Origin of the sequence: Chenggangzhangella methanolivorans (assembly GCF_042648545.1) — a bacterium.
Classification (GTDB): domain Bacteria; phylum Pseudomonadota; class Alphaproteobacteria; order Rhizobiales; family Methylopilaceae; genus Methylopila; species Methylopila methanolivorans.
The window spans coordinates 345,769-363,905 of record NZ_JBHRXS010000006.1 but is presented as its reverse complement, the minus strand read 5'-3'; the positions used below and the strand labels follow the sequence as shown (position 1 = coordinate 363,905).

Annotated in this window: 22 protein-coding genes; 4 read left to right on the top strand and 18 right to left on the bottom strand. The window is 67.3% G+C overall.

Annotated elements, in window-relative coordinates; translation table 11 throughout:
* Window positions 1-3 precede the first annotated feature (3 nt).
* A complete protein-coding gene (locus ACFOWB_RS12990; RefSeq protein ID WP_378147687.1) occupies window positions 4-4,269 on the bottom strand; it encodes a phage tail length tape measure family protein in 4,266 nt (1,421 codons plus the stop codon).
* A gap of 11 nt (window positions 4,270-4,280) precedes the next feature.
* On the opposite strand from ACFOWB_RS12990, the gene ACFOWB_RS12985 reads away from it, so the two are divergent.
* Window positions 4,281-4,754, top strand: a complete 474-nt coding sequence (locus tag ACFOWB_RS12985) for a hypothetical protein (RefSeq protein ID WP_378147685.1) — start codon at window positions 4,281-4,283, stop codon at window positions 4,752-4,754.
* Here ACFOWB_RS12985 and ACFOWB_RS12980 read toward each other — a convergent pair.
* From ACFOWB_RS12980 to ACFOWB_RS12960, 5 genes are all read right to left on the bottom strand, one after another.
* Window positions 4,736-4,981, bottom strand: coding sequence for a phage tail assembly chaperone (locus ACFOWB_RS12980; RefSeq protein WP_261402631.1), 246 nt, complete (start codon window positions 4,979-4,981; stop codon window positions 4,736-4,738). The two genes, ACFOWB_RS12985 and ACFOWB_RS12980, sit on opposite strands and share 19 nt — an antisense overlap.
* Before the next feature lie 86 nt (window positions 4,982-5,067).
* Window positions 5,068-5,499, bottom strand: coding sequence for a hypothetical protein (locus tag ACFOWB_RS12975; RefSeq protein WP_261402630.1), 432 nt, complete (start codon window positions 5,497-5,499; stop codon window positions 5,068-5,070).
* Window positions 5,496-5,795 carry a hypothetical protein gene (locus ACFOWB_RS12970; protein ID WP_261402629.1) on the bottom strand — a complete coding sequence of 100 codons (300 nt, stop codon included), beginning with the start codon at window positions 5,793-5,795 and terminating at the stop codon, window positions 5,496-5,498. Before ACFOWB_RS12970 ends, ACFOWB_RS12975 begins: the two co-directional genes overlap by 4 nt.
* 43 nt (window positions 5,796-5,838) lie before the next feature.
* The gene (locus ACFOWB_RS12965) at window positions 5,839-6,762 is read right to left on the bottom strand and encodes a phage tail tube protein (protein WP_261402628.1); all 924 of its coding nucleotides are present in this window, start codon (window positions 6,760-6,762) and stop codon (window positions 5,839-5,841) included.
* A gap of 223 nt (window positions 6,763-6,985) precedes the next feature.
* Window positions 6,986-7,390 carry a DUF4128 domain-containing protein gene (locus ACFOWB_RS12960; RefSeq protein WP_261402627.1) on the bottom strand — a complete coding sequence of 135 codons (405 nt, stop codon included), beginning with the start codon at window positions 7,388-7,390 and terminating at the stop codon, window positions 6,986-6,988.
* Between the two features lie 152 nt (window positions 7,391-7,542).
* Here ACFOWB_RS12960 and ACFOWB_RS12955 point away from each other — a divergent pair, with 152 nt between their 5' ends.
* On the top strand, window positions 7,543-7,905 hold the full coding sequence (locus ACFOWB_RS12955; RefSeq protein ID WP_261402626.1) for a hypothetical protein: 363 nt from the start codon (window positions 7,543-7,545) through the stop codon (window positions 7,903-7,905).
* Between the two features lie 12 nt (window positions 7,906-7,917).
* On the opposite strand, the gene ACFOWB_RS12950 is transcribed toward ACFOWB_RS12955, so the two are convergent.
* From ACFOWB_RS12950 to ACFOWB_RS12940, 3 genes are all read right to left on the bottom strand, one after another.
* The gene (locus tag ACFOWB_RS12950) at window positions 7,918-8,595 is read right to left on the bottom strand and encodes a hypothetical protein (RefSeq protein WP_261402625.1); all 678 of its coding nucleotides are present in this window, start codon (window positions 8,593-8,595) and stop codon (window positions 7,918-7,920) included.
* On the bottom strand, window positions 8,595-8,894 hold the full coding sequence (locus tag ACFOWB_RS12945; protein ID WP_261402624.1) for a hypothetical protein: 300 nt from the start codon (window positions 8,892-8,894) through the stop codon (window positions 8,595-8,597). Before ACFOWB_RS12945 ends, ACFOWB_RS12950 begins: the two co-directional genes overlap by 1 nt.
* 428 nt (window positions 8,895-9,322) lie before the next feature.
* The gene (locus ACFOWB_RS12940; RefSeq protein WP_261402623.1) at window positions 9,323-9,592 is read right to left on the bottom strand and encodes a hypothetical protein; all 270 of its coding nucleotides are present in this window, start codon (window positions 9,590-9,592) and stop codon (window positions 9,323-9,325) included.
* Here ACFOWB_RS12940 and ACFOWB_RS12935 point away from each other — a divergent pair.
* On the top strand, window positions 9,576-9,851 hold the full coding sequence (locus ACFOWB_RS12935; protein WP_378147680.1) for a hypothetical protein: 276 nt from the start codon (window positions 9,576-9,578) through the stop codon (window positions 9,849-9,851). The genes ACFOWB_RS12940 and ACFOWB_RS12935 overlap by 17 nt on opposite strands.
* On the opposite strand, the gene ACFOWB_RS12930 is transcribed toward ACFOWB_RS12935, so the two are convergent.
* The 8 genes from ACFOWB_RS12930 to ACFOWB_RS12895 form a co-directional block, all read right to left on the bottom strand.
* Window positions 9,848-10,129 carry a hypothetical protein gene (locus ACFOWB_RS12930; RefSeq protein WP_261402621.1) on the bottom strand — a complete coding sequence of 94 codons (282 nt, stop codon included), beginning with the start codon at window positions 10,127-10,129 and terminating at the stop codon, window positions 9,848-9,850. The two genes, ACFOWB_RS12935 and ACFOWB_RS12930, sit on opposite strands and share 4 nt — an antisense overlap.
* A 92-nt stretch (window positions 10,130-10,221) precedes the next feature.
* Complete coding sequence (locus ACFOWB_RS12925) at window positions 10,222-10,848, bottom strand: hypothetical protein (protein ID WP_261402620.1); 627 nt, start codon at window positions 10,846-10,848, stop codon at window positions 10,222-10,224.
* Between the two features lie 9 nt (window positions 10,849-10,857).
* Window positions 10,858-11,151: a hypothetical protein gene (locus ACFOWB_RS12920; RefSeq protein ID WP_261402619.1), complete on the bottom strand. Its 294-nt coding sequence runs from the start codon at window positions 11,149-11,151 to the stop codon at window positions 10,858-10,860.
* 80 nt (window positions 11,152-11,231) lie between these two features.
* On the bottom strand, window positions 11,232-12,701 hold the full coding sequence (locus ACFOWB_RS12915; RefSeq protein ID WP_261402618.1) for a phage major capsid protein: 1,470 nt from the start codon (window positions 12,699-12,701) through the stop codon (window positions 11,232-11,234).
* Window positions 12,702-12,713: 12 nt separating this feature from the next.
* On the bottom strand, window positions 12,714-13,742 hold the full coding sequence (locus ACFOWB_RS12910) for a head maturation protease, ClpP-related (RefSeq protein ID WP_378147676.1): 1,029 nt from the start codon (window positions 13,740-13,742) through the stop codon (window positions 12,714-12,716).
* A gap of 10 nt (window positions 13,743-13,752) precedes the next feature.
* Window positions 13,753-15,000: a phage portal protein gene (locus tag ACFOWB_RS12905; protein ID WP_449252282.1), complete on the bottom strand. Its 1,248-nt coding sequence runs from the start codon at window positions 14,998-15,000 to the stop codon at window positions 13,753-13,755.
* Window positions 15,001-15,019: 19 nt separating this feature from the next.
* Window positions 15,020-16,708, bottom strand: a complete 1,689-nt coding sequence (locus ACFOWB_RS12900) for a terminase large subunit (protein ID WP_378147672.1) — start codon at window positions 16,706-16,708, stop codon at window positions 15,020-15,022.
* A gap of 1 nt (window position 16,709) precedes the next feature.
* The gene (locus ACFOWB_RS12895; RefSeq protein ID WP_261402615.1) at window positions 16,710-17,189 is read right to left on the bottom strand and encodes a hypothetical protein; all 480 of its coding nucleotides are present in this window, start codon (window positions 17,187-17,189) and stop codon (window positions 16,710-16,712) included.
* 248 nt (window positions 17,190-17,437) lie between these two features.
* Here ACFOWB_RS12895 and ACFOWB_RS12890 point away from each other — a divergent pair, with 248 nt between their 5' ends.
* Window positions 17,438-17,698, top strand: a complete 261-nt coding sequence (locus ACFOWB_RS12890; protein ID WP_261402614.1) for a hypothetical protein — start codon at window positions 17,438-17,440, stop codon at window positions 17,696-17,698.
* Here ACFOWB_RS12890 and ACFOWB_RS12885 read toward each other — a convergent pair.
* Window positions 17,643-18,101: an HNH endonuclease gene (locus tag ACFOWB_RS12885; RefSeq protein WP_378147669.1), complete on the bottom strand. Its 459-nt coding sequence runs from the start codon at window positions 18,099-18,101 to the stop codon at window positions 17,643-17,645. The genes ACFOWB_RS12890 and ACFOWB_RS12885 overlap by 56 nt on opposite strands.
* Window positions 18,102-18,137 lie beyond the last annotated feature (36 nt).

Below are 18,137 nucleotides of genomic sequence, written 5' to 3'. Positions count from 1 at the left end.
CGTTTACGTCCCCGAGACCCGGCGGGTCTTGTTGCGGCGCTGCGCGCGCTCGACCTTCGCCGTGAAGTCCGGCCCATCGCTGAACTGGCGGATCCCGCGCGCGGTGGTCTTCTTCGAGACCTCTTCGACCCGGGCATCGAACTCGCCCGAGGGATCGACCATCACGCGGACGACCATCTCCTGACGGCCGCCGCCGCCACGATCATTCGCGGCCGCAGGCGCGCCGCGGCGGGCGACCTCGCTGAGCCCCGCCATCGCGCGCGTCGCGCGGCGGTCCATCGCGCCGGTAAGGACGCGCTCGCTGCGCTCGAGCACGGCCGGGAACTCGTTCGAGCCGAAGCCGGTGTGATAGCGGGGCGCTCCGCGGAAAGCCGAGGCGGGATAGGCCCGGCCATAGAACGCGTCCGCGTGGGTGCCGCCCGAATGCAGGATGCCGGGGATGAGCAGACCGCCCAGCAGACCGCCCCCGCCGCCGCCGCCGAAGAGGCCGCCGAGGCTCGACCCGATCGAACCGAGGCCGGTCAAGATCGAACCGAACCCTTGCTGAAGCCCGCCGGCGAAGCCCGTCGAGGCCTGGCCGACCTGCGCGCTCGACGTCGTCAGGTTCGAGGCCGCGCCCGCAAGGCCGCCGCCGCCCGAGGTGAGGCTCGACTGCGTCTGGCCGATCGACTGCGTCAGCTGGCCGAGGTTGCCGCCGAGCGTGCTGACCTGCGGCGTCGCCTGGCCGACGCTCGCGCCGAACTGCTGGACGTTCTGGTTGGCGGCGTTGACGGCGCCGGGATCGATGCTCTGGGTCGGTGCCGGCGAGTTGTAGGCGTTGCGGAGCCAGCTCGGAGCGGTCGCGCCGCGGCCGCCCGCGCCCCAGACGCCGGGCGAGCCGTAGCCGACATGCATCGATCCCGGCTGCATGTAGCCCGGCCCGGCGCCGAAGCCGGTAACGCCGTTCGCGCGCGCCTGGCTGACGATGTCCTGAAAGATCGGCTGATCCTGCGGGTTCGCCCAGTCGAGCCGACGGCCGTTCTGTGAGAAGAAGACGTCGGCCGCCATGCCATGATCGTGGCGCGTCGACCCGACGCGCGGGAGGCCGGACCCGATCCCCGGCTGCCCGCCGGAAAAAACCTCCATCTGGATCCCGCGATCCTGCAGGAACGAGAAGGCGTTGACGAGCTTCGGGTCGAGCGGCTGGCTGCGCGTCGCGCCCTGGTTGGCGTAGGTGAGCCAGTCCATCGCGCCGAAAGCGCTGGACACGCGCGAGTTGGGCGTGATCGACGTCGCCATCGGGCCGGCCGTCAGGCCGGTGTAACGCGAGATGTAGTTGTTGTTGGCCGCAAGGCCGGCGAACGACGGGACGCCGCCGATCCCGAACGGCAGGCCGCCAGCGCCCGGAAGGCCGGGGATCGACCCCACCATCTGCACGAACAGCGCCCGAGCCGCCGACGAGCCGTCCGGCTTGCCCGCGAAGAGGCTTCCGATCGTCGTCGTGCTGCCGCCGAACATACTGCTGACCGACGACATCAGCATGTTGTCGAGCTGCTCGCCGGCGCGGTCGAGCATCAGGTTCTTGGTGCGGTCGAGGAAGCTCTGCGCGAGCCCGCCGAAGTCGCCGCTCGCGAGCGCTTCGATCGCCTCGCGGCCGATGCCGCGGTAGGCCTGCTGGACCTGCCCAAGCGTCTCGTTCAGCCGGATCTGGTCGGCGATCGCCTTGTTGGTCGCGCCGCTGATTTCGCCGTACTGGTCGAGCAGTCCCGCGCCGTTCATCCGGGCGTAGACCGCGCGCTCAGTCTCGGTGCGCTGAAGCTGCTGCGTCTCGAAGGTGAGCTCGCGGACAAGCTGCGTCTGCGCCGCATAGGTCTCGGTCGCGCGGATGCGGTCCGCCATCGCGCGCGCTTCGGGCGTCGCGATCTCGCCGGCGGTCAACATGCCGGCCCGATCGAGCTGGTCATAGACCGAACGCTCGCTGCGCGTCATGCCGGCGCGGCGGGCCTCGTTCGCGAGGTCGTAGGCGAGCTTGGTCTCGCGGATAATCTGCTGGAGACCCGACCAGACGTCGGCCTCGCGGCGGATACGCTCAAGCTCCGCCGCACCGATCTCGAACGAGCCGGTCTGGTCGTAGGCGCGGCGGCGCGCTTCGGCGACCGCGTCGAGCGTGAAGCGCAGATTGTCGCTCGCCGCGGCGCTCGCGCCGATCGAGGCGAGTTCAAGCTCGGCGCCGGCGGTTCGCTGGCGCGCGGCCTCGTTCCGACCCGCCGTAAAGTCGGCCTGCTCGCGGGCCGCCTGCGCATAGACAAGGCGGCTGGCGTCCGCCGCAGCGGCGTCGGCGCGGTGCGCCTGCGTCACGTCGCCGATCGCCTCCGCATAAGCGCGATCGGCCGCAAGCGCCGCACGCTGGGCCGTCGTCCGCGCCGTGATGGCGCGAAGATCGAAGGCCATCGCCGTCTGAGCGAGGTCGTCGGCGTTCTGTCGGTCGAGCGCTCGAGAGAAGTCAAGATCGCGCTGGCGATCCTGAAAGTTAAAGAAGTCGCGCTCGTCGACCGCGTCTTGTCCCCGCGTCGCGTCGAGCGCGGAGGGAAGGCGACGCGCCGTCGCTTCGAGGTCCTTGACGACGCCGAGCAGCGCCTCAGCGTCCTGCTTTTCGTCCTCGAACCGGCTCTGGTTTCGGCGGTCGGAGATCGCGGCCACGAACCCGAGAACATCGGGCGTTCCCTGCCGGAAGCTTTCGCGAAGCGTCTCGATTTCGGCGCGAAACCGACCGAACCGACCGTCGACCGAGAACACAGGCTGGTCGTTGAAACCCGTACCGAAGCCCATCGGGTCGAGGGCTGGCTGCTGGTCGGAGCCGGAACCCATCGCGCGCAGCGCGGCCGCGGTCTGCTCCTCGATCTGGGCCCGGAGCTTCGACAGATTGATCTGCGCGAGCGCGTCGAGAACGTTCGGGGCGCGGTCCGCGAGTTCGTCGAGCTTCGCGCCTGTGACGCCATAGAGATCGTTGACCTCGCGGATCGTGTCCGCATGGCGCTTGAAGCTGTCGTCGAGAGACTCGACGGCGCGGCCGCCGCTGAGGCTCCAAGCGGCGATCCCGGCCGTCGCGGCGACCATACCGACGCCGATCATGTTAACGGGCGTCAGCAGGCCAAGCGCCGCCGATCCGATCTCTTTCAGGCCACCGACAACCCCGCCCGGCGCATCCTGCAGGATCTGGAAGACTTGGCCACCCTGCGTCGCCAGGATTTGGAAAGCTCCCGAGCCCGACAGCGCCATCGTGGCCGCATCATTGATCTGATAGGAGAGGTTTCCCCACTGAAACGCCTGCCCGCCGGCCGCCTTGCCCATCCGATCAATGCGCTGCGCGGTCTCGTTAAAGCGGCCCTGCGCCATGGCGGTCGCGCCGTCGAGTTCGCGCGTGGTGATGACGCCCGCAGCTGCGAGCCCACGATACTCCGCGATCTCGGCGTTCAGGCGCGCTTGTGCGACCGAGAGGGGATCTAGCTGCGCGCGGAGCGCCGAAGCCGCTGCTTCCATGCGCTCAGTCTCTGCGAGCGCGTCCTCGAATACGCCGGCGGATGCGCGGGCGGACGGCGCAACGCGGCCGATCCCAAAGCTGTCCGCATATGACGCTTGGGCTGTCGCGGCAGCCTGCGCGCGTCGAGCCGCCTCGATCTCGGCCTCGCGCTGCGCGAGCTCGTCGAGCGCGCCGAAGGTTGCGCCGGCGCTCGTGGCCGAGGGGGCACCGATGCCGATCGATCTGTCGAAGCTGTCGCGGAAGGCGCGGCCTGCCTGTTCGGCGCGCATGCGAGCGATGTCGTCGAGCCGCGCGAACTCGGCCTCGAACGCCGAAGCGCTTTCACGGGCGGAGGCGCGCATGCTGTCCGGCAAGACGCCAAGGCTCGCGTTCAGGGCGCTCTGGTCGACGGCCGGCAGGTTGACGACGCCCGCGCTCTCGATCCCGCGCTTCATGCGCTCGACCGCGGCCCCATAGGCGTCGAGGCTGATGACGCCCTGGCCGAGCGCCCGGTCGGCGACACTGATGTCGCGCGTCAGCTGGCGATAGACCCGGGCGACGGGGTCCGTGCGCGCCTCCAGCCGGTCCCAGGCCTGGCTGGCGCTCAGCGAGCGGCGAGCGGACGTCTCTGTCGCGCCGCCGGCGGCGGCGGCTGCCGAGGCGACCTCGCCATAGCCGCGCTTGACGCGGTCCATGGCCGCGCCAAGGGTATCGAGGCCCTCCGGCCGACCGCGAACGGTCACCGTCCGGATGACGTTAATGTTGGCCATGGAGCGCCCGAATGTTTTTGGTCTGGATGGGTATTCTTGCCACTGGAGCCGGCTGGCTGTTCTTGGCCGCCGGCGTGACGGTTCGCGTCGGCTCTTACGGCGATTTCGGCGGCGTTCGCGAAGTCGCAAACGTCCATGCGATTGCCATGGCCAACAACGTTATTCTTGGCGGTTACGCCATGATCATCGGCGGCATCATCCAGAACGGGATTGATAATCTGAAGAGTTATCTTCGGGACAGCGCGTCATTGGGGATGACGCACGCCCCTAATCCCTATTCTTTGCCGGCCGATCCCTACCAGCCGAAGCGTAACCGGGAGAGGGTGCGCGAGATCGTCGTCGACGGCATTCCGGCGACGCTCTTTTCGGACAATTCGGTCGACGTGCTGTCCTCGAACGGCGTCACGCATTATCGCGACGCCGACGACCTCAAGCGCGCCTATTCCGGTTCGAGCCCTGACGAGCCTCAGCTCGCCTCGACCTGACGGAGATCCGACCAGACCCTGTCCATCCGGCCGATCAGATCCTTCAGCCTATCGAAGGCGTCGCCCGAGACGTTGTAGCGCCGCGCCCAAGCGTCGATCGCCCCGAACGGGATCGCGCCCGCGCCGCCCATGCCGACGGCCCGGTCATTCGTCAGGTCGAAGAACGCCTCGAGGTAGAACAGCAGGGCGTCCGGCAGCCGCGGCTCTGCGATGAGAGCCGCGGGCATCGGATGGCGCACCGCCTCGTCGGGCGGCAGCTGGGCGCGCTCTTCCTCCCAGCTTTCAAGCAGCCAGCCGGCCCGGCTGCCCCAGGTCAGTCGCCAGCGGAGCGCTTCTTCGAGTTTCCCGCGGCTTCCTCGAGGTCGAGCTTGCCAGCGTCCCTCACCGAATTGGCGGCGGTCACGACGAGAAGGCGGAAGTCGCTGTCAGGCTCGCCGATCAGCTCCGCGGCGCGCTCGGACGAATAGGTGATCGGGCCTTCGTCATCCTCGAGGTTACGCCAGCCCGTCAGGATGGTCTCGACGAGCAGGATGTCTTCGTGGCGCTTCTGGATATCGGGGAGAAGCACGCCGCGCGGGCGGTTCTCGGCGGGCTCGGCCTCGTAAAGCGCGAGGCGGCGACGGGCATAGTCGCTGTTGCCAAAGGCGCGGACCTGCAGCGCGAGATCGCCGGCGCCGGGCAGGCCGTCGACCCATGCGCCCTTCTCAGCCTTCTTGCCGCTGCTGCGGATGGCGGACAGTTTCAAGCGTCGTCTCCTTCGGACGCCTCGCCGGGTTTGGCGGGCTTGGGTTCGGGGGTGTCGTTGGCCGGCGGCTTGGCGTCCGCAGGCTTGTCCTCGGCCGGCGGTTTCGCGCGGGTCGCCGAAGGCTTCTTCGCCGGCGCCTTCGCGGCATTGGGCCACCTGGCTTGACCGTTGCCGACGATGATGTCCGCGAACTCGTTCGGGACGCTGACGGGCTCGGGCGAAGGCGTGAAGACGCGCTCCGTCTGACCGTCCGGATAGCCGGTGAAGGCCGCGACGATGATGACGTCCTTGGGCATGGAGGTCTCCAGATTTGAGGGGGCAGGCGCGGTCGAAGCTGCGTCAGGTGACCGCGCGGGCGACCGACAGCGTCGCGCTCGTCGACGAGTCGAAGACGCCGGTGAACGGCATGCGCGCCATGATGTCGTCGGTGTTGCCGCCGGCGACGATCTCGCCGTCTCCGATCTGCGCCTGACCGACGTCGAATTTGTACTTCTTGTTCGCCGCGCTTCCTAGGATCAGCGAGACGAGGCCGGCGGTGTGCTGCAGGCTGGCGTTGTAAATCGCCTGGTCGGAGAAATAGACCTCCGCCTCGCCTGTGACCTTGACCTGCCCAAGGCCGAAGCCGTCCGAGTAGAGCGAGCCAATGTAGGGCTGGTCGCGCAGGCCGTTGGCGATGGAGAGCTTGAACGAGCGGATCTTGCCGCCGGCCGGAAGGCCGGGGAAGGTGATGGCGCCGACGCTCGCGCCCGCCGACATGATCGGTTCGGTCGAGGCCGAGCCATAGGTCGCTCCGGTGACGATCGCGGCCGCGAGCGTCTCACGCACGCCCATCAGCTGCAGAGTGCCGGTGATCTTCTGCTTGGCCGTCACCTCGAGGTCGAGCTGCGACGCCATCACGTTGGTGAAGCGCGAGAACGAATTTGTCCCGATGCGCCGGGTCTCCTCGACCGTGTAGGAGTTCACGACCCGCCCGTTGCGGAGCTGGTTTGTGCTCCACGTCCCGCACATCACGCTTTCGAGCCAGTCGTCGAGCAGACCGTAGGAAAGCTCGAACGGATAGGGGCCCGAAACAGCCTGACCGGTCTGGATAAGCGCCGCGAGGTTGCCGTCCTCGCGGATTTCCTCGCTCTCCGCCGTCTCCTTGTTGGTGCGGAGACCGCCGGCGCGCGTGGCGCGCAGGATCTTGAAGACGGGGGTCGCCGGCGTCACGCCGGGCGTCACCTCCTTAATGTAGGCGGTGCGGGTGCTGGAATGGTCGGCCATCGGGGTCTCCACGGCTGAAAACCGGCGCGGGCCGGCGAAACCTGTCTGACGCGCAGGCGTAACGGTCCGGCCTGACCCCGAAGGTCAGCCGAACGAAGAGAGGCCCGCGACTATGTCGAGAGCCTCTCTGTCGAGATGTTTGGAGGTCGATCCTCAGAGATCGCGATGGTCTGCCAGCAACTACCGCTTCGACCAGTTCGGCTGAGCAAAAGAGCCTATCGACCTATCCGAATTGGTCAAACCGATACGGGAGGGCGACGGTCAGCTGGAAATAAGCGCCGTTGTCGTTCCGATCGTCGATCGGGCCGCCGGCCGGGGCGAGGAACTCCAGATGGCCGTCAGTGTGGCCGCGAAAGAGCGCGATGATCTCATCCGACCAGTCGAGCGCCTGGTCGCGGCCCGATCCCGACGGCACGCTGATGACGACGCGCGCGCCGCCCTCGTCGCGGTAGAGGTTTTCGCCCGGTGCCCCGACGCTGATCGGCTCGGCGTTCGTGACCGGATACTGGACGAGAAGGAAGGCGCTCCCGTCGGCCGGCGCGCCGTCCTGAACGTTCTGGCCGACGACCGGCAGGCCGATGGCGGCGAGGCGGGTTTCGATCGCCTCGGCGACGACTTTCGCGACCATGTCCGAGCTCCGGGGGAAGCGATCGATCGACCCGCCATGGCACCGAAACCATACCTCTCCAGAATGCGAGGAGGTACGTAGAAACCCGGATGCGAGACGATCTTGCGTTGTGCGACATCCGCCTGAGTTCGACTCCAGCGGATCATGAAATTATGCGTCTCGTCCTCGTCGCCCTGGCCTGCGTCAGCCTCGCCGCCTGCGCCAAGTCCCCCGAAAGCATCGCCCCGGCCTATGTCAGCGAGGTCGGCTATCAGAGCTACACATGCGTCCAGCTGGGCGAAGAAGGCTCGCGCCTGAGCACCGCGCTGGCGCATGCGTCGGCTCAGCAGGAGAAGGCCCGCGCCAACGATACAGTCGGCGTGATCCTCATCGGCCTGCCGGTTTCGTCGATGTCCGGCGACAACATCGCCCCCGAGATCGCCCGTCTTAAGGGTGAGCAGGAGGCGGTCCGCAAGGCCGGGATGAAGAAGAACTGCGGCGCCGCTGCGCCGGCTCGTAAGGCGAAGGTGAGCTAAGGTCCGGGCCCCTTATCGCCCCGTGGTGATGACGATCGCGGGCTGGCGCGTCAGCCAGTCCGTGCGCTGAGCGCCGGGCCGGTTACGAGACGACGCCCTCGACTGAAGGTTCGTGCGCGCCGCCCATTCGCCGACCGCGCCAGCCGGGACGGAGCGGAAGCCGAAGCGGATGCGCGCGACGTTGCCGAAGCGGGCCGCCGCCATCGCGGCAAGCACCTCGAAGACGCCGTCGGGGGCCTGCGAGGACAGCCCGCGCTCGATCTTCCGGGCGTAGGGCTGCAGGTTCAGAAAGACGTATTCCGAAGCCTGGGGCGCAGGCGCGCCTTCGGACACCTCGACGCCATCGGCGAAGAAGGCGAAGGACCGCGAGAACTTGCCGGTGAGCACCGGGGCATGCGTGACGAGCTGATCGGCGATCCAAGCGAACAGCTCCTCGAGGAGCGTGAACTCGTAGGCGATGACGCCCTGCGGCGAGACGCTGTCCTCGATCGCGCCGCGGCGGCCGTCCACAAAGGTGTCGTGCGGCGGCGTGCGGCCGCCCATGGCGCGGGCGTTGACGTCCTGCGCGGCTCGAAGCTCGCCCCGGGCGACGTCGGCGAGCGCTGACGATCGCGCCTGCGGCGACAGATCTTCGGCGAGGATCGCGTCGATGTCCCGGTCGATCGGATCGAGGCGGCTGCGCAGGCTCATCAGCAGATGACCCGCACGGTCACGGCAACGCCGGCGGCGGCCGTCTGGAACGGCCCGGCGCTCAGCAAGAGCGTGCCGCGCGAGACCTTGGCCAGCACCGTCGCGCCGCCGAGGCTCTGCGCCGTGATCGAGCCGCCGATCTGCGCGTCTCCCGACCACGTCTCGAGGACCTGAACGTCCGGAGGGGCCGCGCAAGCCGTCCAGCTGAAGACGGCGACGCCGGCAGCGTTCGTGGTCGCCGTGTAGCGCTCGACGCGCTTCGGCGCGCCGGCAGCGCCCGCAGGTCCTGCCGGGCCCACGTCACCCTTCGGTCCGGACGAACCTGCATCGCCTTTCGCGCCCACTGCGCCAGCCGGACCAAGCAGTCCGCGCTCGCCCTGCGGACCAACGGGTCCGACGGGGCCTGAAACGCCAGCCGGGCCGGCCGGCCCGGTCTCGCCGACGCCTTGGGCACCGCGCGGACCAGCTGGGCCCACGGGACCAGTCGGACCAGAGGGGCCAACGTCACCACGCGGCCCTTGAGGGCCTGCGGGGCCAGCACCGGGCGGCGCGACGCTGATGACGCCGTCGGCGCACTCGACATTCGCGCCGCAGCGCAGCGCGCCGTAGCCCCACTGCGAGCCGTGCTGCATGGCGCCGGGCGTCGCGGGCGCTGACGGCGGGCCGGCGTCCTGCGCGGCCGCCGACGCGGCGACGAGAAGGGCGGCGAGGACTACAGCGCGGCGGATCATCCGCGCACCGCCCGGAAAGTCGCGCCGGCAGGGCCGTAGATCGTCACGGCCGAGGTGGTGGGCGGGATGCGCCAAGCGCCGGGCGCAGTGCCGGCCGCCGCCGCCGGATAAACCGGCATCGCGCCGTTGCCGAGCGTCGCGCCTGTCGCGCCCGTGATGTCGACCCAGATCGGCTCGTCGCCCGGGTCGCTCGTGTTGACGATATAGCCGCCGCGAAGCGCCTGGCCGGCGGCGAAGAGCTGCTGGTAGGTGTTTGCCGAGCTCACAGTATTCGTCGAGGCTGCGATCCACGTCGGCACGGCCGGGGCGCTGGTGATCGGCGCGGACGGAGTGCCACAAGGAGTTGCGAGGCGGCCTGCCCCCATCGCGCAGTTGAGGACAGAGCCCGACATGTTCGATCCGTCGGGCTGCTTCCACGGCGTGTATGACTGCGCCGTCGCTGCAGACGTGAGCGCGATCGCCGACAGGACGATCAAGATCTTGATCATCGCTGAACCCCTGCTTCTCAGGTGGAAGGCGGACTAGAGGCCGGTCGCCGCGACCTCGTAGGCGATCAGGACGCCGGCGACCCGCCGCGTGCTGTCGTCGGCGGTCTGCACGACCCAAGCGCGACCACGGACAACGATCCTGTCGTTCCTCAGCACGGCCACTGCGCCCGCGGCTGGAGCCGGCCAGTTTCCCGCCGCGACCGCGGCCTCGACGTCTTCGGCGAGCAAGATGATCTTGCGGCCGCCCTGGTTGAGGCCGCTGGCGATCTCCTCGGCGTCGAAGCCCATCACGCGGGCGCGAAGGCCCTCAGCCACTTTCAGGCCTCCGGGCACTTCGCGGCGCAGTGAGACGATTTCGCCGTGGGCCTTCAGCTGCCGGCGGTAAGCTGCACGCGCGGCGGCCGGCTTCATCGGATCCTCACGGTCCTATAGGGCTTCAGCAGGGCCTCGGCTTCCGGCGACGCGAGAGAGCTTTTCGTCCCGGGAACCCAGTAGGAGACCGAGCTCACGCCGTCGACGTCCTCGCTCTTGATCAGCTGGTCGCGGCTTGAAGCCGAGAAGATCGCGCCGACCAGGCGGATGGCCGCGAGCTCGACGTCCGCTGGCAAGTCCTGTGCTCCCGCGACCGGCTCATCGCCGGGGAGCACGAAGCCGGCGTCGTATTCGACGACCAACATCGAGCCGCGCCACGCGAAGCGTGAGCCGCTGGCGCTCAGCCGATAAAGCGAAACGCCGTCGAGCTCGTACTCCAGAGCGTCGACGGTTCCGCCGTTCAGCGCGACCGACCGGACGGCGAAGGCGGGAGCGCGCTCGAGCCGCATCACGTGATCGATTGCGCAGCCACGGATCGTCTCGCGCACCGTCTCAATCGCGAAGGCTCGGCGGCAGAACCGTTCAGCCACTGCGGTCGCCTGGTCGATCAGGCGCTCGACCTTTGTGTCGTCGGCGTCGCCCTCGGTCAGGCCGAGGTCGTTGCGAACGTGCTCGACCGTCGTCAGCCTTCGCAAGGCCGCGGGAGTGACGACGGTCAGCATGGGTCTGCCTTACTTGTCGGCGTCCGGGATCTTGGCGATGTCGCCCGACCCCTGCTCCGCCATCGCCTTCGCGACGGCCTCGCTCTCGCTCAGCGTCGGGTCGTTGAAGTCGATCCGGTTCTGGTCGAGCGTGGTGTCCTTCCGCGGGTTGTCGTCCACGGCCGGGTGCGACGGGTCGAAGTCGGTAACCTGTCGCGGCGCGCCCGAGGTCGAGAAGTCGGTTGCGGCGGGGATGTTCGCCGGCGCCTTGCCGGCGTCGTCCTTCTCGCCCGGCTTCGCCGTCGAGATTTTCGTCTGGGCCATCTCGGCCTCCATGGCGTGAGGGGCTGGCGGCGGGCCCAAGGGTCCGCCGCGGTTGTCTCGTCTGTTGGCTGGCCGCTAGTTCAGGCCGCGACCTTCAGCGCCCGCATGGGCTCGGGGTTGAACACGCCGCCGCCGACGCGCTTCGTCGTGTAGAAGTGGACGAAGGGCTTGTTGGTGAACGGGTCGCGCAGCACGAAGATGCCGATACGGTCGATCACCAGGTAGGTCTGGGCCATGTCGCCGTAGAGGGCGACGATGTTGTTCGCCGCCACGCCCGGCATGCCGGGGACCTCGACGATCGGCGCTCCGTTCAGCGTCGACGGCTCGCCAGCGACATAGGACGGCTGCCAGAGGTAGTTGCCCTGCCCGTCCTTGAGTTTGCGCGTCGCGCCGACCGAGAGACGGTTGATGTAGAGCTTGGCGTCCGCGGCGAACTCCGACGGCAGCGAGTACATCAGGTCGATGAAGCCGTCGCCGGTGAGAGCGGCCGCCTGACCCGAGTTGGTGACCTCGATCGCGCCCCAGGGGTGACGGGCGGCATTCGCGGCGCCGGTCACATAGGTCAGGATCCCGTGCGGCTTGTTGATGCCGTCGCCGGACAGGAAGGCGATGCCCTCCTGACGGGCGAACTCGACCTCGACCTCGTCGGAGAGCCACTGCTCGAGGTCGATCGCCGCGTCCTGCAGCAGCTGCATCGAGATTGCGGGGTTCGCGTAGAGCTCGCCCGGAGTGAATTCCAGCGCGCCGAGCTGCGGCGTGGTGGTGGCGGGACGCGAAGCGGTTTCGCCGACCCAGCCGGAACCGACGGCTCGGTCGTTGAAATACTTCTTGAAGCCGGCTCCGGTGATGGACACGACACGCGCGAACTCGCGGATCTTGGAGATCCGCTTGAGCTTGCTCGTGATCGTGCGGTCCCACTCGATCGGAGCGAGGTAGCCGCCCTCGGCGTCCGAGCTCTTGGTGAGCGCGGCGCTGACCTCGCCCTTGCGCATGTGCGCCTTGAAGGCGGAGACCGCCTCGGGAGAGGTGGGCGGCAGATCGCCGATGATCGAACCCGGCCCCGCCTTTTCGGCCGCGATCTTCAGCGCGAGGTCGTCGCACGCCTTCTGAAGGTCGGAGATCACCGCGTTGATGCGGTCGACCTTCTCGTTGATCACGACGTCGTCGACCTTCGCCTTCAGGCTCTTGTCGTGCTCCGACTTGAACTCCTCGAAGGCGACCTGCAGCTCGGCGATCACCTTCTTCGGATCGGACATGTCCGCCCGAACGATGGCGTGCGCCAGAGCACGAGGCGCCGCGGCGACCGAAGACAGGAGCAGAGGCGACGCCGCGTGCATCCTCGCCGCGCGGGCGAGAGCGCCCGAGGCGTCGGCGCGCACGAGGCCGCCGGCGATAGCGCGCGGCATCTGGAGGCCGGCGGAGGCCGGCAGGGCCAGCATCGCCATGTACGGCGACGCGGTGTGGACGGCGGCGTGAGCGTCAGGCGAGAGCGCGACGACACACGCGACCGCGATCGCGACGCCGAGCGCCGCGAGCCAGGAGGTTCGCATGGGGGTGTCCCTTCAGGACTTCAGGATGTCTCGAAGACCGGCGAGAGCGCCGATCAGGCTGAGGTCGTCGACAGCGCCTGGCGTGTCGTCTTCAGGGGCAGCGCCTGGCGTGCCCTTGATGCGGTTGATGCGGTCTCGCGCGTCAGAGCGCGTAAGCCCCGCGGAGACGAGCTGGAGCTCCATGGCGCGCAGATCGTTGGTCTGCTTCGCCTTCTCCTTGGCGTCGTCGTCCTTCGTCAGCTTGTCGGCCGGCAACAGCGCGTCGGCGAAACCTCGCTCGATCGCGACCGAACCAGACATGTACGTTTCGTCGTCCATCCACTTCGCGACCACAGCCGCGTCCGACCCGGAACGGGCCACGTAGACGTCGGCCATCGCCTTGTCGAAGGGTTCGAGGAACGCGGCTGTCTCGGCCATGTCGTGCCGGTTGCCGATCGCGACGACCCAGCAGTTGTGGATCATCAGGAACGATGCGGCGCCGATCTCGAGCCTGTCGGCCGCCATAGCGATGATTGAGGCGGCCGAAGCCGCCATCCCCATGACCTTTACGGTGATCTGCTGCGGGTGCTCGCGCAGCACGTTGTAGATCGCAATCCCCTCGAACATGTCGCCGCCGGGCGAATTGATCTGGACCTCGACCGGACGGTCGCCGATGGCGCGGAGCTGCGCGGTTACACGCTTGGCGGTGATGCCGCCGCCGCCCCAAAAGTCCTCGCCGATCACGTCGAACATGGTGATGACGTTGTCGTCGGCTTCGACTGCCCGGACGCCCGCCGCCTCGACGGTCCATTTGTCGAGCACGGGCTGAGGCGTCAAAGCGGCGACGTCGCGCCTGGCAGGCTCAGGCAGCGCGCCAGGGCGTTCTCGCGCCATGATCTTGCCCACCACGCCGCGCGGACGCTTCGCTTCGCCGGGCTTGCGCGCCGCGTCACCGCGTTCAACCGCCTCGGGCTTCGAGTCCTGAGCTTCTGGATTGATCGCAGGCGGCCGCGTGCGGTCCGCCTCGGCCGGGGCTTCCCGGTCGCGGTCCTCGTCAGCCATTCCGGCCTCCTCAGTTGTCGTTCAGGGGCGGGCCGCCGTTGTGGCCCATCATTGCGTTCTCCGGCCGCTCGCGGACCGGAAGATCGAAGACGTCGCGCACCTCGTCCCAGTGCATCCACGGCTGATGCCCGCCGGCGCCGAGCGCTTTCGCGAAGAACTCACCCTGCTGCTGCATTGACCCGCGCAGCAGTCCGCCCGGATTGAACTTCGGCGAGAACAGATCCTTGTCCTCGTCGACGAGAAGCGTCCGGCTGATCGCCTGCTGCCAGGCCTCGAACCATGGATTGAGGCCGTAGCGGACGAAGAACTGGCCGAGCACGTCGATGCCCGAGCCCCAGGACGTGTCGTCCATCATCAGAAGCGGCCGGGGCGTCCCGAAGATTCGGGCGATTTCTTCAACCTGGCGGCCGCGGGTCTCGTTCGACTGCGCGTCCTTGGCGCTCGGCGCCATGGACTTCGGCTCGACGCCTTCCTCGAAGATCGGCGACCGGCCCGCGTTGTCCGCGCCCGAGTAGTAGCTGTCCCAGTCCGACCGAAGTCGATCGAACGCCTCGTCGCTCAGCCCCTCTGGAGCCGCGAGATAGATGTTCGAGAACGAGCCGTTCTTGAAAAGCCGGCCTACGGCAAGATCCGCCGAAATCGCGAGCGCGATCGCATCCGCGGCCTGCTTGACGAGCGAGACGCCGTTGATGCCGTCATCGGTCATCCCGCGGATGTGCAGGATCTCCGAGGCATCGTAATCGCGGGCGCCGCGATCGCTCGGCGTGTGTCGATAGATGACCGACCAGTCCTTCTGCTGGACCGGCTTCATGTGCTTCGGGTTGACCGGGATCAGCCGCAGGATCTTGCGCTTGTCCGTCGGCGATCGGACCACGATCGCGTAGCCGTTGCCTTCGGTGAGCGCCCAGCGCTGCAGCAGCGTGCGGAAATCGAAGGCCGACTGGTAATTGTTCGGCTCCCGGTGCAGCAGCTTGAACAGCGGGTGCGCTTTCGCCTTCTTCTTTGTGCTCTCCTCCATCAGGTGCAGAGGGAGCATGCCGACCGAGTAGGCGATCAGGCTGACCGACCGGAAGACCGCGGGTACTTTCATCGCCTTTTCAGTCGTGACCGAGACGCCCGATGGCGTCATCGTCCCGAGGCTCAAGAACTCCCGAAGGCGCTCGTCGTCGAGCGATATGAACTGGCCTGCATCCGCGCGCGGGCCGGCACGGCGGGGCCGGCTGGCCGGCGCTGAAGCTCGGCCAAGGAAGACGTCCAAAATGCCCACGCGGTCGGCCTCAAAGCATCCTGAGGCCACGACGCTCGTAGACGGACCCGATCTTGATCGGCTCTGGGTTGAGCGACATGGGCGCGACGGCATCGAACAAAGCCATGGCGACGTCGATCTTGGCGTCGCCAGCGTTCACTTTCGTGGCGCGGATCATGGTCGCCAACGGCTCAATCTTCACGTTCTCGACGCACCATCGGAACAGTCCAGAACCACAGTGAAGTAGCTTTCCGCTCGCAAGCTTTCGCTCAGCGGTCTTGATGGCGTTCATCATGTCCGCACCCTGACGAATGCCGCCGAGAAGCTTGTTCTCCTGCGTGACCTCAATTTCAGCAAGCGCATCGACGAGCTCGCCAATACCTGCCGGATCGACGCCGACCTGGGCGAGGATCCCGGCGTCTTTCACGCGCTGAATGATCTCCACCGCGAAGGGAACGTCGTCGACCTCGTCGCTAAGGATCAATAGTTCCTTGGCGCTCTCAAAATCACGAAGCGTCGAAGCGATCGACTTGCGGCGCTCAAGGACGATCTCGTGACAGGTGGCGAACGACCAGGCCAGCCAGTTCTTTGTTTCACGCTCGCGCCCGAGAACGCAGATGCCGTAAAGGTCGTCGCGGCCTCCGCCGTCAATTCCGACCGTCGCCACCTCACAGCGTTCGAGCAGAGTTTCAAGCGTGATCGAAGGGTCTGCGCGCTTTAGCCAGAACTCTGCTCCGACCCAGCCGTCGGTGCGAAGCCCGAGCCCGATCTCAACGTTAAAATGCTGCGAGGCGAGCAAAGCGAGCGCTGAAGCGCCTTCGCGTTCGGCTTTCGTCAGTTCGTCTGTAAGAAAGGCTTCGTCGACCGAGCGCCCGAGGTTCGGGTTGACCATCGACCAGGTCGCTGGATCCTTCCAACCGTTCTCGACCGTGAGATCTCGAGGAAGCTCATAGAGGATTGGAAGGAGCGGCAGCTTCAACTTGCCGTCGCGCACGTCCCGAGCGTTGGCAAGCTCCGACTTGAACACGCCGGCGGGCGGCTCCTTCGACTGGGTCGTGATCTGGATCATGAACCCTTCCGAGCGCGCCGCCAGCGCGCCACGGATCTCCACGAAGACATCAGCGGCCTTCGGCTTCTTGGCGAAGACGTGCGTCTCGTCGACGAGGATGAACGTCGCCTTCGATCCCGTGATGACGTCGGTGTCCGCGGCCTTGATAATGAGCGCGGCGCCGGTGACCCGGTGCGTGATCGTCCGTTGATGCGTCTGAGGATGGAACAGCTTTCGCAGTTCGGTATCGAGCCGGATGATCCCCGCCGCCTGTTTGTAGGCGATGTCGGCGATCTTCTTGGTCGGCGCGATCAGCAGCAGTTCGGCTTCCGGCCGCCGGTTCATGATGGCGGCGGTCACCATCAAGGCGGCGGCGATCGAGCTCTTCCCGTTCTTCTTCGGGATCAGCAGGAAGAACTCGCGGATCATCCGCCGACGGATGCTGGGGTCGTATGAGCCGAACACGGCTCGAACGATGTCCAACACCCAAGCGTCGCAGAGTTCGCCGTAGGTCGGCGTGCCCTCGACGTCGGGCACCCGCAGTCGACAGAAGATGCGCAGCGCCCGGTCCGCTTCCGAGACGATCAACGGAAGCGAAGGAACGAGAGAGTCGCGCTCGCGGATCCGCCTTTCCCAATCAGGGCAAGACGTGTCCCAAGCCGTTGCCGTCATGTCAGTTGAGCTTCAATCCGCCAGGATGAAGGTCGTCGCCCCAGTCCGTTCCGACGCCGGCAGTGGTCGCCGCCTCGGCGGCGGCCTCCTTCTTGCCGATCTGCGTCTGCCGCGGCTGCGGCGGTTCCGCGCCGTCGAAGTACCGCGCGGCCTCGGTCACGTCCGCCTGGTCGAACTGGCGGAGGATCAGGTTCATCGCCGAGACGTTGCCCGCGCGCACCTGTTCCATCATTCGGAACAGAACCTCCGCACGGATCTGAGCCCGGCCATTGTGGAGCTCAGACTTGTAGGCCTTTCGCAGCGTCGGCTCTGAAATTCCGATCGCCTCAGCGATCTCCCCGTTCCGCTTGTTCACGGCCGACATGACTTGGACAACCATCCGACTCTGCTCGGTCGGCTTGTGCTTCGGACGACCGCGGCGCTCGCCAGCCTGCTCGATCGGATTGCCGAAGATGTCCCGATCTACTACTGACCCGCTCATCTGGTCGTCCCGAAAAATAATCGCTCTTCAGCCCTAATCTTAAGTCCGAGATCGTTCAATTCTGAGCATATTGAGTTGACCCAAAGGACCTACTCGCTCCCAAATTTCGGCGACCCCGAAAAAAATCTGCGAATGCGACCCGATGCGGTGCCGGCCCCTGTCGCCCCCAGACTTTCACCCCCCCACCCCCACAATGGATCCTTTGTGCAGCGCGGGAAGTTTCGGAGGGACAGCGGAGGGCGGATACGATGTACGGCACCTGGTGGAAGAACAGCATGAGCGTCGCCATGCTTGCGTTTGAGGCCCAAGGCGTCATCGCTCAGCGAATGATGCTGGTCGGTCTCGGGGGCCCAAAGGTTCAGGCCGAAATGAACCGTATGGTGAGCGAGAAGCTGTTGGCTGCGGCGCACGCCGGCTTCCAGATCGCGACCGGGGCGAGCCAGGAAGCGGTGATCAGCGGCTATCGCCGTAAGGTGCGCGCGAACGCGCGGCGCCTGTCCAAGCCTTAAATCTTGCGGCTCTCGCCTTCGCCGTCTTGAGGCTGTGATCCGAGCCGCAGAGGCATTGTCCGTTTTTCGGGTCGAGCGGCTCGCCGCCGTCCCGGCGCTCTCGGATGTGGTCAGCGAACATCCGATGCGCGGGAGCAGCCTTGCCGCAGCGCCGGCCGTCGTGGATCGCCTCACAGCGATAGCCGGCGCGCCGCTTCACCTCTTCCGCCCACGCACGATGCTCGGGCGTCTGCAGTTCGGCCTCCGCGATTTTCGCAGGAGGCCTTACCCGCCGCGTGTCGATCGTGGCGATTCTTGGCTTCGCGACGCTGATCCGAGACGCCACGCGTACCCCTCGCCTGTCGCGCTCCGCGCAAAGAAAAACCCGCCTCGGGTCTCCCGGGCGGGTCTTCGGTTCGTCCATCTACTGGAACGCTTCGGAAGGTGGCCAAATTTATGT

What these genes read in the sequence shown, in the direction of transcription:
- ACFOWB_RS12990 (WP_378147687.1), bottom strand. Translation starts at nt 4,269, where the DNA reads ATGGCCAACATTAACGTCATCCGGACGGTGACCGTTCGCGGTCGGCCG.
- ACFOWB_RS12985 (WP_378147685.1), top strand. Translation starts at nt 4,281, where the DNA reads ATGTTTTTGGTCTGGATGGGTATTCTTGCCACTGGAGCCGGCTGGCTG.
- ACFOWB_RS12980 (WP_261402631.1), bottom strand. Translation starts at nt 4,981, where the DNA reads ATGCCCGCGGCTCTCATCGCAGAGCCGCGGCTGCCGGACGCCCTGCTG.
- ACFOWB_RS12970 (WP_261402629.1), bottom strand. Translation starts at nt 5,795, where the DNA reads ATGCCCAAGGACGTCATCATCGTCGCGGCCTTCACCGGCTATCCGGAC.
- ACFOWB_RS12965 (WP_261402628.1), bottom strand. Translation starts at nt 6,762, where the DNA reads ATGGCCGACCATTCCAGCACCCGCACCGCCTACATTAAGGAGGTGACG.
- ACFOWB_RS12960 (WP_261402627.1), bottom strand. Translation starts at nt 7,390, where the DNA reads ATGGTCGCGAAAGTCGTCGCCGAGGCGATCGAAACCCGCCTCGCCGCC.
- ACFOWB_RS12955 (WP_261402626.1), top strand. Translation starts at nt 7,543, where the DNA reads ATGCGTCTCGTCCTCGTCGCCCTGGCCTGCGTCAGCCTCGCCGCCTGC.
- ACFOWB_RS12950 (WP_261402625.1), bottom strand. Translation starts at nt 8,595, where the DNA reads ATGAGCCTGCGCAGCCGCCTCGATCCGATCGACCGGGACATCGACGCG.
- ACFOWB_RS12925 (WP_261402620.1), bottom strand. Translation starts at nt 10,848, where the DNA reads ATGCTGACCGTCGTCACTCCCGCGGCCTTGCGAAGGCTGACGACGGTC.
- ACFOWB_RS12920 (WP_261402619.1), bottom strand. Translation starts at nt 11,151, where the DNA reads ATGGCCCAGACGAAAATCTCGACGGCGAAGCCGGGCGAGAAGGACGAC.
- ACFOWB_RS12915 (WP_261402618.1), bottom strand. Translation starts at nt 12,701, where the DNA reads ATGCGAACCTCCTGGCTCGCGGCGCTCGGCGTCGCGATCGCGGTCGCG.
- ACFOWB_RS12910 (WP_378147676.1), bottom strand. Translation starts at nt 13,742, where the DNA reads ATGGCTGACGAGGACCGCGACCGGGAAGCCCCGGCCGAGGCGGACCGC.
- ACFOWB_RS12900 (WP_378147672.1), bottom strand. Translation starts at nt 16,708, where the DNA reads ATGACGGCAACGGCTTGGGACACGTCTTGCCCTGATTGGGAAAGGCGG.
- ACFOWB_RS12895 (WP_261402615.1), bottom strand. Translation starts at nt 17,189, where the DNA reads ATGAGCGGGTCAGTAGTAGATCGGGACATCTTCGGCAATCCGATCGAG.
- ACFOWB_RS12890 (WP_261402614.1), top strand. Translation starts at nt 17,438, where the DNA reads ATGTACGGCACCTGGTGGAAGAACAGCATGAGCGTCGCCATGCTTGCG.
- ACFOWB_RS12885 (WP_378147669.1), bottom strand. Translation starts at nt 18,101, where the DNA reads ATGGACGAACCGAAGACCCGCCCGGGAGACCCGAGGCGGGTTTTTCTT.